A 16,510-nucleotide genomic window follows, 5' to 3' on the forward strand; every position below is an offset into this window, starting at 1 on the left:
GACCCGCCGATGACCGAGCAGCTGTTCGCCACCGCCTCACCCGTCTTCACCGTGGACGACGGCCGCGCCCCCCGGCGGCACCACGGGGTCACTCGGTGCTGAAGGCCGCGTCGAAGGCGGTGGCCGGCGGGGTGATGGAGTTGAGCTTGCGGATGTAGCCCAGCGCCTCCCGCGCGCCGTCCAGCCGGTCCATGCCGGCGTCCTCCCACTCGATGGAGATCGGCCCCTCGTAGCCGATCGCGTTGAGCGCCCGGAAGCAGTCCTCCCACGGCACGTCGCCGCGCCCGGTCGAGACGAAGTCCCAGCCGCGCCGCATGTCCGCCCAGGCCAGGTGCGACGACAGGCGGCCGCGGCGGCCGTCGCCGACCCGCATCCGGGTGTCCTTGCAGTCGACGTGGTAGATGCGGTCCTTGAAGTCGAGGATGAAGTTCACCGGGTCGAGGTCCTGCCACACCATGTGGGAGGGGTCCCAGTTGAGCCCGAACGCCGGCCGGTGGCCGACCGCCTCCAGCGCCCGCAGCGTCGTGTAGTAGTCGTAGGCGATCTCGCTCGGGTGCACCTCGTGGGCGAAGCGCACGCCGACCTCGTCGAAGACGTCCAGGATGGGGTTCCACCGGTCGGCGAAGTCCTGGTAGCCGGCGTCGATCACCGAGGCGGGCACGGGCGGGAACATCGCGACCGTGTGCCAGATGGACGAGCCGGTGAAGCCCACCACCGTGTCCACGCCGAGCAGCGCGGCGGCCCTGGCGGTGTCCTTCATCTCCTCGGCGGCGGCCCGGCGCACCGACTCGGGCTCGCCGTCGCCCCAGATACGGGACGGCAGGATGCCCTTGTGCCGCTCGTCGATGGGGTGGTCGCAGACGGCCTGGCCGACCAGGTGGTTGGAGATCGTCCAGACCTTCAGGCCGTGCTTCTCCAGCTGGGCGCGCTTCTGCTCCACGTAGGCGGGGTCGGCGACGGCCTGGGCGACGTCGAAGTGGTCGCCGGAGCAGGCGATCTCCAGCCCGTCGTAGCCCCACTCGGCAGCCAGCCGGCACACCTCCTCGAACGGCAGGTCCGCCCACTGCCCGGTGAACAGCGTGACTGGTCGCGTCATCGAATCAATCCTCCACGTTCGTGTAACGGCCGCCGTCGGCCGCGCTGCGCTCGACCGCCTCCAGCACCCGCTGCACCCGCAGCCCGTCGGCGAACGACGGCACGGGGTCGGCGCCGGTGGCGACGGCCTCCAGGAAGTCCTTGATCTCGTGGGTGAAGGTGTGCTCGTAGCCGAGGCCGTGGCCGGGCGGCCACCAGGCGCCCGCGTACGGGTGGTCGGGCTCGGTGACCAGGATGCGCTCGAACCCGCCGCCCCCCTGGGAGAACCACAGCTCGTTCATCGCCTCGAAGTCGAAGGCGAGGCTGCCGTCCTGGCCGTTGATCTCGATGCGCATGGCGTTCTTGCGGCCGGTGGCGAAGCGGGTGGCCTCGAACGAGGCCAGCGCCCCGCCCGACATGCGCCCGATGAACAGCGCGGCGTCGTCCACCGTGACCTCGCCCGTGGACTCGGCCCGCGAGGCGCCCAGCCCGGCCGACTCGCCCGCCAGCGGCCGCCGCTTGACGAAGGTCTCGGTCAGGCCGGAGACGCCGACGACGTGCTGCCCGGTGACGAACTCGGCCGCGTCCACGATGTGCGAGCCGATGTCGCCGAGCGCGCCGGCCCCGGCCTTGTCCTTCTGCAGCCGCCACACCAGCGGGAACTCCGGATCGACGATCCAGTCCTGCAGGTACTGGGCGCGCACGTGGCGGATCTCGCCGAGCCGGCCCTCCTCGACGTACCGGCGGGCCAGCGCGATCGCGGGCACCCGCCGGTAGTTGAAGGCCACCATGCTCTTGACGCCGGGCGGTGCGGCGGCCGCGGCCCGCACCATCGCCTCGGCCTCGGCGACGGTGTTGGCCAGCGGCTTCTCGCAGATCACGTGCTTGCCGGCGGCGAGCGCGGCGACGGCGATCTCGGCGTGCGAGTCACCGGGCGTGCAGATGTCGACGATCTGCACGTCGTCCCGCTCGACGAGCCGCCTCCAGTCGGTCTCCACGGCGTCCCAGCCGAGCTGGGCGGCGGCCGCCTCGGTGCGCTCCTTCGACCGGCCGGCCAGCACCGCCATGCGCGGCGCCAGCGGCAGGTCGAAGAAGGCGCCCACGCTCCGCCAGGCCTGCGAGTGGACGCGGCCCATGAACGCGTAGCCGATCATGCCCACGCCGATGGTGGTCTTGTCTGACATGCAACCCCCGATCAGGATTCGAAGCCGAGTGCCAAGTACTTGTCGACGTTATCCTTGGTGATGGTCTCGGACGCCAGCGTGATCGACTGCGGCACCTGGTTCTCCACGAGGTCACTCATGCCCTTCCCCTGCGCGATCAAGCGGGCCAGCTTGATCGCCGAGGAGGCCATGGTGGGGCTGTAGGTGACGGTCGCCTTGAGCACCGACGTGCCCGACTGGATCTCCTTCATCGCGTTCAGCGAGCCCGCGCCGCCGACCATGATGAACTCGTCGCGGCTCGCCTCCTTGATGGCGGCCAGCACGCCCACGCCCTGGTCGTCGTCGTGGTTCCACATGGCGTCGATCTTCTTGTGCGCCTGCAGCAGCGAGGTGGCCACCTGGTTGCCGGTCTCGACCGTGAACTTGGCGTCCTGCTTGGCCGTCACGCTGAACCCGTACGTCTTCAGCGCGTCGGCGAAGCCCTTGCTGCGGTCCTGCGTCAGCGGCAGCGTGGCGATGCCCTGGATCTCGACGATCACCGGGTTGGACACGCCCTTGTCCTTGAGCTGCTTGCCGATGAAGTGCCCGGCCGCCACGCCCATGCCGTAGTTGTCGCCGCCGATCCAGGTCCGGTAGGCCAGCTTGTCGGGGAAGACCCGGTCCAGGTTGATCACCGGGATGCCCGCCTGGGTGGCCTGGAGGGCGACCTGGTTGAGCTGCTGGCCGTCGTTGGGCAGGATGACCAGCGCGTTCACCTTCTGCGCGATCAGCGACTCGACCGCGGAGATCTGCTGGTTGATGTCGTTGGTCGGCTCGACCGGCTTGAAGTCGACGTCGGTGTACTGCTTGGCGGCGGCCTCGGCGTTCTTGGCGATGGCGGCGATCCAGCCGTGGTCGGCCGCCGGCGCGGAGAAGCCGATGGTGACCTTGGTGCCGGGCTGGTCGTTGCCGCTCGCGGCGGGTGCCGGGGCCGCGGCCTGGCTGCTGGGCGCGGCCGCGGGCTCGTTGCTGGTGCAGCCGGCGGCCAGCAGGGCGGCTCCGCCGAGCCCGCCGACGAGGAATCCCCGGCGCGCGACGTTCTCACTCATGGTGATCTCTCCTTCAGGTTCCGCCGCTGGAGAAGGACGGCGACGACGATGATCAGGCCCTTGGCGATCAGCTGGTCGCTGGTGTTGAGGCCGTTGAGGATGAACAGGTTGGTGATGAGGGTGAAGATCAGCAGGCCCAGGATCGAGCCCATGATCGTTCCCCGGCCCCCGGTGAGCAGCGTGCCGCCGATGATCACGGCGGCGATGGCGTCCAGCTCGTACAGGTCGCCGTGCGTGGACGAACCGGTCGTGGTCCTGGCCATGATGAGGATGGCCGCGATGCCGCAGCACAGGCCCGACAGCGCGTACAGCAGCATGGTGTGCCGGCGCACGTCGATGCCGGCCAGGCGGGCCGCCTCGGGGTTGCCGCCCACCGCGTACGTCCGCCGCCCGAACGTGGTGCGGTTGAGCAGCACCCACCCCAGCGCCACGACCAGGGCGAAGACGTAGACCAGCAGCGGGATCCCGAGCAGCCGCGTGGTCGACAGGTCCACGATGGCGGCGTTGTCGCTCTGGATGAGCTGCGTCCTGCGGTCGGACATGCGCTGGGCCAGGCCGCGCGCGGCCACCAGCATGGCCAGCGTGGCGATGAACGGCACCAGCCGCCCGTAGGCGATGAGCAGCCCGTTGACCAGCCCGGCCCCGGTGCCGACCAGGATCGCGCACAGGGCCATGACCCACGGCCCGTACGACTGGGTGGCCAGCGTCGTCGCCCAGACCGAGGCCAGCGCCATGACCGCGCCCACCGACAGGTCGATGCCGCCGCCGATGATGACGAACGTGGCGCCGACCGTGATGACGCCGATCGTGGCGGCCAGGGACAGGATGCTGACCAGGTTGGAGGTGGTGGCGAAGTTCTCCGGCCGGGTCACCAGGCCGACCACCACCAGGATCGCCAGCGCCCCCAGCAGGCCGAGGTGGCGCATCTCGCCGAGCCGGCGCGCCGTCGAGGGCGCGGCGGCCCCCGCGACCCGGCGCTCCGTCGTGGGCTCGCTCATCAGGCCGCCCTCCCATTCATGATCATGTCCAGTACGCGGTGCTCGTCGAGCCCGGCGGCCTCGCCCTCGTGGATGACCGTCCCCTCGCGCAGCACCAGCACCCGGTCGGCCAGGCCCAGCACCTCGGGCACCTCGCTGGAGACCAGCAGCACGCCGATGCCGCGCTCGGCCAGGTCGTGGATGACGGCGTACAGCTCGGCCCTGGCGCCCACGTCCACGCCGCGGGTGGGCTCGTCGAGCAGGAGCAGCTTGCGCCCGCCGAGCAGCCAGCGGGCCAGCACGGCCTTCTGCTGGTTGCCGCCCGACAGGGTGCGGATCGGGCGTTCGGGGTCGGGCGGGCGGATGTCCAGCAGGTCCGCCAGGCGCTGGGCCTCCTCCCGCTCGCGTTTGCGGTCGATCCAGCCGAACCTGGCGAAGCCGGGCAGGCTGCCGAGCGTGATGTTCGCGGTAACACTCTGGTCGAGCAGCAGGGCCTGGGCCTTGCGCTCCTCGGGGGCCAGGCCCATGCCGCTCCGCACGGTGCCGACCACGCCGCGGCGCACCGGCTGCCCGCCGAGCAGCACCCGGCCGGTGGCGGGGCGGGCGCCGTAGACGGCCTCCAGGATCTCCGAGCGGCCCGAGCCGACGAGCCCCGCCAGGCCGACGATCTCGCCCGCCCGCACCGAGAAGGACACGTCGGAGAAGACGCCCGGCGCGCTCAGGCCCTCCACGCGCAGCACCTCCTCGCCCGGCTCGCGCCCGCCGCGCGGCGGGAAGACGTACTCGACGTTGCGGCCGGTCATGAGGGAGACGATGCGGCTGGTGGGAGTGTCGCGGGCGGGCAGGCCGACGGCGACCGTGCGGCCGTCCTTGAGCACCGTCACCCGGTCACCGATCTCGCGGATCTCCTCCAGCCGGTGGGAGATGTAGACCACGGCGACCCCCTCGGCGGTCAGCTCGCGGATGATCCGGAAGAGGTTGGCCACCTCGTCGTGGGCGAGGGCGGCGGACGGCTCGTCCATGATGATGAGGCGGGCGTCGTGGGAGAGCGCCCTGGCCATCGAGACGACCTGCTTGGCCGCCGGGGAGAGCCGGCCGACCTCGGCCGCCGGGCGGATCTCGGGGTGGCCGAGGCGTTCCAGCACCTGGCGGGCCGCGTTGTGGGCGGCGGCGCGGTTGACGAAGCCGAAGCGGGCGTGCTCGTGGCCGAGGAAGATGTTCTCGGCCACGCTGAGCCCGTCCACGAGGTCCAGCTCCTGGTAGATGGTGGCGAAGCCGAGCCGGATGGCGTCGATGGGGCTGCTCGGGCGCACCTCCTCGCCGTTGAAGACGATGGTGCCCCCGTCCGGCTGGTGCGCGCCGGCCAGCACCTTGATCAGGGTGGACTTGCCCGCGCCGTTCTGGCCGAGCAGGCAGTGCACCTCGCCCGCCCGCACGTCGAGATCGACGCCGTCCAGCGCGCGCACGCCGGGGAACTGCTTGACGATGCCCTTCATGACCAGCATCGGTCGGGTCCTTAAGCGTTGATGATGCGGTTGATGTTGTCGGGTGACAGGTAGTGCTCGATGGCGAGCAGGCCGGCACCGAGCGCGGCCGCGTCGATGCCGGTGCGGCTGGGCGTGATGGACAGGTGGTGCGTGGCCAGCGGCAGCGAGCGCCGGTAGACGGTCTCCCTGATGCCGGCCAGCAGGTGCTCGTGCACCCGCGACAGCGCGCCGCCGATGACGATGACCTCGGGGTTGAAGAAGTTGACCAGGCCGGCCAGCACCTCGCCGATGAGGCGGCCGGCCTCCCTGACCAGGCGCAGGGCCTGGGTGTTGCCGGACTGCACGAGCGCCACGACGTCCGCGCCGGTCTCGGCCGGCAGGCCCAGCTCGGTGAGGCGGCGGGCGATGGCGGCGCCCCCGGCGACGGCCTCCAGGCAGGCGCTGTTGCCGCAGCGGCAGCCGGCGTCCTCGTGGCCGCTGACCCGGATGTGGCCGATGTCGCCGGCCGAGCCCTGGGCGCCGCGGTGCAGCTTGCCGTCGGCCACGATGCCGCAGCCGATGCCGGTGCCGACCTTGACGAACAGCAGGTGGCTCGCGCCGGCGAAGGAGTGGCGGTGCTCGCCCAGCGCCATCACGTTGACGTCATTGTCGACGAGCACGCTGACCTCGTCGCCGAAGTACTCGGGGACGGGGTAGTCGTTCCAGCCCGGCATGATCGGCGGGTTGTTGGGCCGCCCGGTGGCGAACTCCACCGGCCCAGGCACCCCGATGCCGATCGCGCGCAGCATGGGCCGGGCCCGCCCCGCCTCGGCGAGCAGCCGGTCGAGCCGCTGGTCCACGTGGGCCAGCACCTTCTCGGGGCCCTCCCCGACGAGCACCGGGTCCTCGCACGCGGCGAGCACCCGGCCGGAGATGTCCATGAGCGCGACCCGGCAGTGCGTGGCGCCGAGGTCCACGCCCGCGAAGGCGTGCTCCTCGGTGTGCAGGCGGAGCTGGCGCGGCGGCCGGCCGCCCGTGGACTCGCCGCTCTCGATCTCCTCGACCAGGCCGCGCTCGATGAGCGCGTCCACGCGCTGCGAGATCGTGGATCTGGCCAGTCCCGTGAGCCTGGCGAGATCGGAACGGGTCGTCGCCGAGCCGGCGCTGATGAGCGTCAGCACGTCGCCGGCCGAACCCGGCTGGGGGGTCATGTCGGAGACAATAAGATCACCGATGCGGCAAATCAAGAGTCCGAATCGACCAAACTGTCCCGACTTTCGCCGAGGATCGAACAAAGCTCTTGACACAGCGAAAAGCCGGCCCCCGCGAACGGGGACCGGCTTCGGGAGATCAGGGCGTCAGAGCATGGCCTTCATCGAGTCGCCGGCCGTCAGCACGTACGGCTGCTCGGTCATGATCGCCTCCCAGTTCTCGGCGACGGCCTCGGGCGTGATGTCGTCGGTCTTCCAGCCCGGCCCCTCGGCCACGAACACCCGCGCCACCCGGCCCGCGCCGACCGTGAACACCTCGCCGCTCGCCTCGCACGACTCGTGCACCAGGTACGCCACCAGCGCGCTCACCCGCTCCGGCGTGAACTTGGCCTCGAACTCGGCCGGCAGCAGCGCCTCGGTCATCCGCGTCCAGGCCACCGGCGCGATGGCGTTGGCCTTGATGCCGTTGCGCGCGCCCTCGATGCCGAGCGTCTTGGTGAGCCCGACCAGGCCCATCTTGGCGGTGGAGTAGTTGGCCTGGCCGAAGTTGCCGAACAGGCCGGCGGGGCTGGAGGTGTTGACCACGCGCCCGTACCCGGCGGCCTTCATGATCGGGTAGGCGGCGAGGCTGACCAGGAACGAGCCGCGCACGTGCACGGCCATGACGGCGTCGAACTCCTCGACCGTCATCTTGCCGAACGACTTGTCGCGCAGGATGCCCGCGTTGTTGACGACGATGTCGACCCTGCCGAACGCGTCCATCGCCGCGTCCACGACCGACCGGGCGCCTTCGGGGGTGGCGATGTCGCCGGCGTTGGCGACGGCCTGGCCGCCGTTGCCGTTGATGAGGTCGACCACCTCCGCGGCCGGGCCCGAGGAGGCCCCCGTGCCGTCGAGCGCGCCCCCGAGGTCGTTGACGACGACCCTGGCGCCCCGCTCGGCCAGCAGGAGCGCGTGCGACCTGCCGAGGCCGTGCCCGGCGCCTGTGACGATCGCGACCCTGTCATCGAACCGCAGCATGGAACCTCCATCGCAGGAGAACAACGTTCTAGTACGAGTACCATAACCCGGCACGGGGCCGGCGTTACCGATCGTCCCGCGCGGTTTCCCCCGAGTCCGGGACCGCCGCCGGCCGGGCGGCGTGCCACAGCTCGGGCTCGCCCGGCACCCGCGTGAGACGCCCCTTGGCCTCCAGCCACACCAGGTGCGCCAGCGTCTCGTTGTTGGCCGAGCGCCGCATGTGCGGCGCGATCGACTCCCAGGGCCGCGACCAGGTGAGCCGCGTCGCGGTGTCCCAGCAGGTGACGCCGTCGCCGGCGGCGACCACCCGCTCGATCTCGGCCAGCCGCTCCTCGTGGTGCGCCATCACCCGGTCCACCCGCCGCTCCAGCTCCAGGAAGCGGTACTCGTGGGCGGGCAGCACCTCCGCCACGTCGAGCTTGCCGACGGCGGCCAGGGAGTCGAGGTAGTCGGCCAGCGGGTTCGGGGGCGACTGCGGGTGCACGGCCACGATGGGGGTGATCCTGGCCAGCACGTGGTCGCCGGAGAACAGCAGCCTGCGGCCGGGCGAGACGAAGCACAGGTGGCCGGGCGAGTGGCCCGGCGTCCAGAGCGCGCGCAGGTCCCAGCCGGGCAGGCCCAGGTCGTCGCCGTCCTCGACCAGCCGGTCGGGGCGGGCCATGGAGACCATGTGCCGGATCATCATCGACGCGCCGGCCAGCTCGTCCAGCGTCAGCGCGGGCACGCCGCAGCGGGCCAGCAGCGCGCGCTCGCGCCGGACCAGGCCGTCGATGGCCTCGTCGTCGTAGCGCTCGCGCAGCAGGGCCGCGTCGGCCGGGTGCAGCGCGATCCAGGCGCCGGACGCCTCGCGGACGCGGCCGGCCAGGCCGTAGTGGTCGGGGTGGAGGTGGGTGACGAGCACGCCCTTGACGTCGGTGATCCCGTACCCGGCCACCCGCAGGCCGGCCGCCAACGCCTCGAACGCCTCGTCGGTGTTCCAGCCGGCGTCCACGAGCGCGACGCCGTCCGGCAGCTCCAGCGCGTAGACCAGCACGTACCGCAGGGGGTTGATGGGGATCGGCACGGGGATGGACCACAGTCCGGGCCGCACCCGTTCGACCTCGGGCATCGCCCCGCCCACCCACGCCTCCCGCTGCGCCTCGCTGGCAGGGGTCACCACGAATTTCGCCATGGCCTAGATTGTGCCCGAACGAAGTTCTGGATCCGAATCATGTTCTACTAGGACCATGAAGCCGAGCCGCGAGATCTCCGACGATGGCCGCTTCGTCCGGCAGCCCAACCGCTTCACCGAACGCCTCGGCCCGCCCGAGCCCGGCCGCTACCGCCTCTACGCCTCCTACGCCTGCCCGTGGGCGCAGCGCGTACTGATCGTCAGGAGCCTGCTGGGCCTGGAGGACCTGCTGGACGTCACGATCGTCGATCCCCTCAGGGACGAGAAGGGCTGGCGCGTCCCGGGCGGCGACCCCGAGTACCTCTCGGAGCTGTACCACGCCACCGACCCGGGCTACACCGGCCGCTACACCGTCCCGTGCATCTGGGACACCCGGGACGAGCGCCTGGTCACCAACGACTTCCCCCAGATCACCCTCGACCTGGAGATGTCGTGGGGCACCGCGCCCGACCTCTATCCCGAGCGCCTGCGCCCCGACATCGACATCATGAACGACCGCCTCTACCACGGGCTCAACAACGCGGTCTACGAGGCGGGCTTCGCCCGCGGCCAGCAGGCGTACGAGGAGGCGGTGGCCCGGGTCTTCACCACCCTCGACCTCCTGGAGGTGCGCCTGGCCGAGTCGGAGTACCTCTTCGACACCCTCACCGACAGCGACGTGCGCCTCTACACCACGCTGGCCAGGTTCGACGCCGTCTACTACCCGCACTTCAAGTGCAACGTGCGCCGGCTGACCGACTACCCGGCGCTGTGGGCCTACGCCCGCCGCCTCCACGCCATCCCGGCCTTCTCCGGGACCACCGACTTCGACCACATCAAGCGCCACTACTACATGACCCAGACGCACCTCAATCCGAGCCGGATCGTGCCAGTAGGGCCGGAGCTCGACTGGAGCCTGTAGGGGCGGGCATCCGGACGAACAGCAGGGCCGAGGCCAGGGTGACGGCGGCGGCCACGCCCCAGGCGGCGCCGAGCCCTGCCTGAGCGGCCAACGCGCCCAGCGTCAGGTTGGCCGCGACGCCGCCGGACTGCTGGGACAACGAGGAGATCGAGGTCACGGTGGTGCGCTCGGCGGCGGTGACCGCGCGGTGCGTCAGCTCCAGGGCCAGCAGCGAGGTCACCGCGAGCCCGGCGAACAGCACGACGTAGGCGCCGGCGGCGCTCGCCAGGCCGGCCGCGCCGCCGAGCCCCGACGTGGCGGCCAGGGCGCCGACCGACAGCGCGGCCACCACCGCGCCGGCGATCGCGCCCCTGGCCGAGGTGCCCGCCAGCCGGGCCGCGCGGGGCGCGAGCGCGCTGCCCGCCGCGCTGCCGGCGAACCCGAGCGCCGCGACGACGGCGTAGGCGAGGCCGCCCTCCTCGGCCGAGCCGGCCAGCTCGGCCAGGCGGCCGGGCGTCAGCAGCTCGATGGCGAACAGCAGGACGCCCGAGCACATCGCGGCCGCCATGAGCCTGCGCAGCAGCGCGCCGCCGCCCGCCAGCCGCAGTCCGGCGGCGACCGTGCCGGGCACCCCGCGCAGCACGCCCGCCAGGGACGCCCGCCCGCGCGGCGGCTCGGGCAACGCCACGAGGACCGCGGCCAGCAGCCCGGCCGCCGCCACCGCGCCCGCCAGGCTCGGCGCGGCCAGCGGGAACACCAGCTCCGGCGGCACCACGAGCGGCAGCGCGCCGCCGGCCAGCACGCCGGCGCACAGCGCCACGGACTCCGTCGCGCCGCCCCTGGCCAGGCCGGGCTTGAGGTCGGCGTCGTGGCCCTCGACGCGGTGCAGGGTGTCGACGTACCAGGAGGCCGCGGGGCCGCTGGACAGCGCCCTGGCCACGCCCTTCAGCACGCTGACCGCCATGAACGCCCAGAGCGTCGTGGCCACGCTCATCAGCGCGAGGCCGGCGGTGAGGAAGGCGGCGGAGGCGGCCAGCACCACCCGCCGCCCGAGGACGTCGGCCAGCCCGCCGGTGGGCAGCTCCAGGCTCACGGTGACGACCGAGAACACGGTCACCACCAGGCCGATCTCGGCCAGCCCGAGCCCTCGCGCGGTCATCAGCAGCACCATCGAGGGCATCATCAGGCCCTGGGGCAGCCAGGTCAGGAAGCAGACGAGGACGTAGCGGCGTAACGCCGAGCGGGCGGTCATGGCTCCTCCGGTCGCGGGACGGCGCCCATCCAGACGTGCACGTTCCTGGCGTCGGGATGCCCCTGGTAGCGGGCGGTGATCTCGTCGAGCAGGCGCTCGGCCCCCTCGTGGAACTCGCGCAGGGCGGCCGGGGGCAGCGTGCGCAGGTGGTCGCTCATGCCGGAGACGTCCACCCACTCGGGCGGCCAGTCGTCGAGGTCGAAGCGCTCCATCGCCCGGCCGACCAGCTCGACCTGCCGCAGGTGCATGATGTGCACGGCCTCGCGGCCCTCGGGGGTGCCCGCCATCTCGGCGGCGTCCCACGAGGTGTAGCGGTGGCGGGCGCGCCAGCGGCGCTCGCGGCCGTCGCGCCGGTCGTCGTCCTCCTCGACGAAGCCGAACTTGAACAGCTCGCGCAGGTGGTAGCTGGTCGAGCCGGAGCTCTCGCCCACCTTGCGGGCCAGCTCGCTGGCCGTCGCGGGGCCGTCCATGCGCAGCAGGCCGAGCAGGCGCACGCGCAGCGGGTGGCTGACGGCCTTCAGCACCCGCGGGTCACTGATCTTGTACTGCTCCTCCACGCCTCCACCGTAAACCGCAAAGCCAATTTTGCAAAGGGAATTTTGCGGTTGCCGCGCGCTCGTACACTGGGCTGATGCTTGACGACATCTGGGTGGACGACGCCGTCCACGAGCTGCGGCCCGACTTCGCGGTGCTGGCCATGACCGCGCACGGGCTACGCAACGGGCCCACGGACGACCGCTCCCGCGCGTGGCTGGCCGCGGTCGCGGAGCTGGAGGTGCAGAGCGCGAAGATCGACGCGTGGAAGGACGCCTACCGGGCGTTCGGCGCCAAGCCGCAGCGCACCCGGCCCTCGGTGGACGCGCTCACCCGGCGGATGCCGCTGCCCGAGATCAACCAGGTGGTGGACGCCTACAACGCGGTCAGCGTGAAGCACGCCCTGCCGATCGGCGGCGAGGACCTCGACCGCTACGCCGGCCCGGCGCGGCTGGTGCGGGCGAGCGGCGACGAGCCCTCGGAGGAGGCGCTCGGCACGCCCGAGCCCGGCGAGGTCATCTGGCGCGACGACCTCGGCGTCACCTGCCGCCGCTGGAACTGGCGCCAGGTGGCCCGCACCCGGCTCACCGAGGAGACCACCAACGCGATCTTCCTGCTGGAGCGGCTGGAGCCGATGACGCTGGAGGAGCTGAAGGAGGCCGGCGAGGAGCTGGCCGATCTGCTGGCGGAGCTGTCGCCCGGGGTCCGGATCGCCACCAGGCTGTTGTCCCCGGGGAAATAAACCTCGCTCCTGGACGTTGATATCAAATAGTGACATCCACGGCGCCACCCGGATTGGCAAGGGCGGGCGTGACCTCTTTGCGTGGTCCTGAGAGGATCGTTCGAGGCGGCACGCGTTCTTCGGCACGTGCTGCCAGTTCGGGCGAGTAGCCTTGGACAGGTTCTCTAACATCAACGCCGATCTGCGGAAGAGGGCGATTTCCGCCGTGTCGTCTGAGTCGTCGCGGACAAACCCGCTGGCAAGTTTTGGTCAGAACGAGTGGCTTGTCGACGAGCTGTACCAGAAGTACCTCCAGGATCCCGAGTCTGTCGACAAGGCCTGGTGGAACTTCTTCGCTGACTACAACCCTGATTACGGACCGGGCCGTGCTCCGGTCAGGGAGGCGGCCAACGGTACTGCGACCGCTCCCGCCCCCGCGGCAGCCCCCGCTGCCGCTCCCGTGGAGCCACCGGCGGCCGGCAAGGCCCCGGTGGCGACGGCCGAGAAGCCGAAGCAGCCGGCCACCCCCGTGCCCAAGGACGCCGAGGAGGTCAGGCTGCGCGGCGCCGCGGCCCGCACCGCGGCCAACATGGACCTGTCGCTGTCGGTCCCGACCGCGACCAGCGTGCGCGCCATCCCGGCCAAGCTGCTGATCGACAACCGCATCGTGATCAACAATCACCTCAAGCGGGGGCGCGGCGGCAAGGTCTCCTTCACGCACCTGATCGGCTTCGCGATCGTCAAGGCGCTGAAGGTCATGCCGGAGATGAACTACTCCTACGCGGAGGTCGACGGCAAGCCGACGCTGATCAAGCCCGAGCACGTGGGCTTCGGCCTGGCGATCGACGTCCAGAAGAGCAACGGCGAGCGGCAGCTCCTCGTGCCCTCGATCAAGGGCGCCGAGGGCATGGACTTCCGGCAGTTCTGGATGGCGTACGAAGACGTCGTGCGCAAGGCGCGCGCCGGCAAGCTGGGCGTCGACGACTTCGCCGGCACCACCATCTCGCTGACCAACCCCGGCACGATCGGCACCGTCCACTCCGTCCCCCGCCTGATGCCCGGCCAGGGCACCATCATCGGCGTCGGCGCCATGGAATACCCGGCCGAATACCAGGGCGCCTCCCCCGAGACCCTGTCGCGGCTGGCCGTCTCCAAGGTCATGACGCTGACCAGCACCTACGACCACCGGATCATCCAGGGCGCCCAGTCGGGCGACTTCCTGCGCCAGATCCACCGGCTGCTGCTCGGCGAGGACGGCTTCTACGACGAGATCTTCGAGGCGCTGCGCATCCCGTACGAGCCGGTGCGCTGGGTCCAGGACATCTCGGCCACCCACGACGACGACGTGGCCAAGTCCGCCCGGGTGATCGAGCTCATCCACGCCTACCGCGTGCGCGGCCACCTGATGGCCGAGACCGACCCGCTGGAGTACAAGCAGCGCAAGCACCCCGACCTCGACATCCAGTCGCACGGCCTGACGCTGTGGGACCTGGAGCGGGAGTTCGCCACCGGCGGCTTCGGCGGCAAGCCGCTGATGAAGCTGCGCGACATCCTCGGCGTGCTGCGCGACTCCTACTGCCGCACGGTCGGCATCGAGTACATGCACATCCAGAACCCCGAGGAGCGGGCCTGGATCCAGGCGCGGGTGGAGAAGCCGCACAAGTCGCCCGAGCGCGACGAGCAGCTCAACATCCTGTCGCGGCTCAACACCGCCGAGGCGTTCGAGACGTTCCTGCAGACGAAGTTCGTCGGCCAGAAGCGCTTCTCGCTGGAGGGCGGCGAGTCCCTGATCCCGCTGCTCGACTCGGTGATCAGCGACGCCGCCGACGAGGGCCTCGACGAGGTCGTCATCGGCATGGCCCACCGCGGCCGGCTCAACGTCCTGGCCAACATCGTGGGCAAGTCCTACGCCCAGATCTTCGGCGAGTTCGAGGGCAACATCGACCCGCGCACCGCGCACGGCTCGGGCGACGTGAAATACCACCTGGGCGCCACCGGCACGTTCACCGCGCCGAGCGGCAAGACCATCAACGCCTCCGTGGTCGCCAACCCCTCCCACCTGGAGGCCGTCGACCCGGTGCTGGAGGGCGTCGTCCGCGCCAAGCAGGACCTCATCGAGCGCGGCGAGGAGGGCTTCACCGTCCTGCCCGTGCTCATCCACGGCGACGCGGCCTTCGCCGGCCAGGGCGTCGTGGCCGAGACCCTCAACCTGTCGCAGCTGCGCGGCTACCGCACCGGCGGCACCGTGCACGTGGTGGTCAACAACCAGGTGGGCTTCACCACCTCGCCCGCCTCGTCCCGCTCGTCGGTCTACGCCACCGACGTGGCCCGGATGATCCAGGCGCCGATCTTCCACGTCAACGGCGACGACCCCGAGGCCGTGGTCCGCGTCGGCCAGCTCGCCTACGAATACCGCCAGGCGTTCCGCAAGGACGTCGTCATCGACCTCATCTGCTACCGCCGCCGCGGCCACAACGAGGGCGACAACCCGGCCTTCACCCAGCCGCTGATGTACGACCTCATCGACGCCAAGCGCTCGACCCGCAAGCTCTACACCGAGGCCCTGATCGGCCGCGGCGACATCACGGTCGAGGAGGCCGAGTCGGCGCTGCGCGACTACCAGGCCAAGCTGGAGCAGGCGTTCACCGAGGTCCGCGAGGCGGCCAAGAAGCCGCAGGAAGCGGCCGCGATGCGGGTGCCGCCGACCGAGGTCGTCAAGTGGTCGCACGACGACACCCCGACGGCGATCACCCACGAGACGCTCAAGCGCATCGTCGACACCCAGCTCAACCTGCCCGAGGGCTTCACGCCGCACCCGCGCCTGGCGCCGGTGCTGCAGCGCCGCGGCCAGATGGTCGAGCAGGACGCGATCGACTGGGCGATGGGCGAGACGCTGGCCTTCGGCTCGCTGCTGCTCGACGGCCACCCGGTGCGCCTGGTCGGCCAGGACTCCCGGCGCGGCACGTTCACCCAGCGCCACGCCGTGCTGGTCGACCGCATGACGGGCGCCGACCACACGCCGCTGAAGGTCTTCAACCAGGGCACCACGAAGTTCTACGTCTACGACTCGCTGCTCAGCGAGTTCGCGGCGCTCGGCTTCGAGTACGGCTACAGCGTCGTGCGTCCCGACGCCCTGGTGTGCTGGGAGGCGCAGTTCGGCGACTTCGTCAACGGCGCCCAGACGATCATCGACGAGTTCATCTCGTCCGGCGAGCAGAAGTGGGGCCAGAAGTCGTCGGTCACGCTGCTGCTGCCGCACGGCTACGAGGGCCAGGGCCCCGACCACTCCTCGGCCCGCATCGAGCGCTTCCTCCAGGTCTGCGCGCTCGACAACATGACCGTCGCCCAGCCCACCACCCCGGCCAACTACTTCCACCTGCTGCGCTGGCAGGTGGAGTCGCAGCGGCGCAAGCCGCTGGTGGTCTTCACGCCGAAGTGGCTGCTGCGCCACAAGGCGGCGACGTCCAAGGCGGCCGACTTCACCTCGGGCACCTTCCAGCCGGTCCTCGGTGACACCAAGGTCGATCCTTCGCAGGTCACCAGGGTCGTGATGTGCTCCGGCAAGCTCTACTACGAGCTGCTGGCACAGCGCGACAAGCTGGGCCGCGAGGACGTCGCGCTGGTCCGCCTGGAGCGCCTCTACCCGTTCCCCGCCGACGAGCTGGCGGCCGAGCTGGGCCGTTACGGCGGCCAGGTCGACCTGGTGTGGGCGCAGGACGAGCCGGTCAACATGGGCCCGTGGCCCTACCTGGCGCTCAAGCTGGCCGAGGACCCGCAGATGCTGGGCGGCCGGCCGGTGCGGCGGGTGTCGCGCACGCCCAACAGCTCGCCGGCGTCGGGCTCGCACAACGCGCACGACCACGAGCTGGAGGAGATCCTCAAGCAGGTGTACGCCTGATCCGGACGGATCACCAGGTGCCGGTGGCCCTTCCGGGCCGCCGGCACCTGCCGTT

Annotated in this window: 13 protein-coding genes; 3 read left to right on the forward strand and 10 right to left on the reverse strand. The window is 71.3% G+C overall.

Annotated elements, in window-relative coordinates:
- Positions 1–88: 88 nt before the first annotated feature.
- The 8 genes from AB0H75_RS45670 to AB0H75_RS45705 form a co-directional block, all read right to left on the reverse strand.
- A complete protein-coding gene (locus tag AB0H75_RS45670; RefSeq protein ID WP_367807453.1) occupies positions 89–1,096 on the reverse strand; it encodes a sugar phosphate isomerase/epimerase family protein in 1,008 nt (335 codons plus the stop codon).
- 4 nt (positions 1,097–1,100) lie between these two features.
- Positions 1,101–2,258 (reverse strand): Gfo/Idh/MocA family protein, encoded by a 1,158-nt coding sequence (locus tag AB0H75_RS45675; RefSeq protein ID WP_367807455.1) that lies wholly within the window; start codon positions 2,256–2,258, stop codon positions 1,101–1,103.
- 11 nt (positions 2,259–2,269) lie between these two features.
- The gene (locus tag AB0H75_RS45680) at positions 2,270–3,325 is read right to left on the reverse strand and encodes a substrate-binding domain-containing protein (protein WP_367807457.1); all 1,056 of its coding nucleotides are present in this window, start codon (positions 3,323–3,325) and stop codon (positions 2,270–2,272) included.
- Positions 3,322–4,323, reverse strand: coding sequence for an ABC transporter permease (locus AB0H75_RS45685; protein ID WP_367807459.1), 1,002 nt, complete (start codon positions 4,321–4,323; stop codon positions 3,322–3,324). Before AB0H75_RS45685 ends, AB0H75_RS45680 begins: the two co-directional genes overlap by 4 nt.
- Entirely contained in the window at positions 4,323–5,807 is a 1,485-nt protein-coding gene (locus AB0H75_RS45690; protein WP_367807461.1) for a sugar ABC transporter ATP-binding protein, read from the reverse strand. The genes AB0H75_RS45685 and AB0H75_RS45690 overlap by 1 nt, the downstream gene beginning before the upstream one ends.
- Positions 5,808–5,818: 11 nt before the next feature.
- A complete protein-coding gene (locus AB0H75_RS45695; protein WP_367807463.1) occupies positions 5,819–6,979 on the reverse strand; it encodes an ROK family transcriptional regulator in 1,161 nt (386 codons plus the stop codon).
- A 147-nt stretch (positions 6,980–7,126) separates the two neighbouring features.
- On the reverse strand, positions 7,127–7,999 hold the full coding sequence (locus tag AB0H75_RS45700) for an SDR family oxidoreductase (RefSeq protein ID WP_367807465.1): 873 nt from the start codon (positions 7,997–7,999) through the stop codon (positions 7,127–7,129).
- Between the two features lie 64 nt (positions 8,000–8,063).
- Positions 8,064–9,170, reverse strand: coding sequence for an MBL fold metallo-hydrolase (locus AB0H75_RS45705; RefSeq protein WP_367807467.1), 1,107 nt, complete (start codon positions 9,168–9,170; stop codon positions 8,064–8,066).
- Positions 9,171–9,225: 55 nt separating this feature from the next.
- Between AB0H75_RS45705 and AB0H75_RS45710 the strand changes: the two genes are divergently transcribed.
- Complete coding sequence (locus tag AB0H75_RS45710) at positions 9,226–10,071, forward strand: glutathione S-transferase family protein (RefSeq protein WP_367807469.1); 846 nt, start codon at positions 9,226–9,228, stop codon at positions 10,069–10,071.
- Here AB0H75_RS45710 and AB0H75_RS45715 read toward each other — a convergent pair.
- Together AB0H75_RS45715 and AB0H75_RS45720 are read right to left on the reverse strand one after the other, a co-directional pair.
- Entirely contained in the window at positions 10,019–11,302 is a 1,284-nt protein-coding gene (locus AB0H75_RS45715) for an MFS transporter (protein ID WP_367807471.1), read from the reverse strand. The genes AB0H75_RS45710 and AB0H75_RS45715 overlap by 53 nt on opposite strands.
- Positions 11,299–11,859 (reverse strand): winged helix-turn-helix domain-containing protein, encoded by a 561-nt coding sequence (locus AB0H75_RS45720; RefSeq protein ID WP_367807473.1) that lies wholly within the window; start codon positions 11,857–11,859, stop codon positions 11,299–11,301. The genes AB0H75_RS45715 and AB0H75_RS45720 overlap by 4 nt, the downstream gene beginning before the upstream one ends.
- A gap of 74 nt (positions 11,860–11,933) precedes the next feature.
- On the opposite strand from AB0H75_RS45720, the gene AB0H75_RS45725 reads away from it, so the two are divergent.
- Positions 11,934–12,578: a B3/4 domain-containing protein gene (locus AB0H75_RS45725; RefSeq protein WP_367807475.1), complete on the forward strand. Its 645-nt coding sequence runs from the start codon at positions 11,934–11,936 to the stop codon at positions 12,576–12,578.
- Between the two features lie 205 nt (positions 12,579–12,783).
- Positions 12,784–16,455, forward strand: a complete 3,672-nt coding sequence (locus AB0H75_RS45730) for a multifunctional oxoglutarate decarboxylase/oxoglutarate dehydrogenase thiamine pyrophosphate-binding subunit/dihydrolipoyllysine-residue succinyltransferase subunit (RefSeq protein ID WP_367807477.1) — start codon at positions 12,784–12,786, stop codon at positions 16,453–16,455.
- Positions 16,456–16,510 lie beyond the last annotated feature (55 nt).

This window comes from Nonomuraea sp. NPDC050783 (genome assembly GCF_040802095.1).
In the GTDB taxonomy this organism is placed as follows: domain Bacteria; phylum Actinomycetota; class Actinomycetes; order Streptosporangiales; family Streptosporangiaceae; genus Nonomuraea.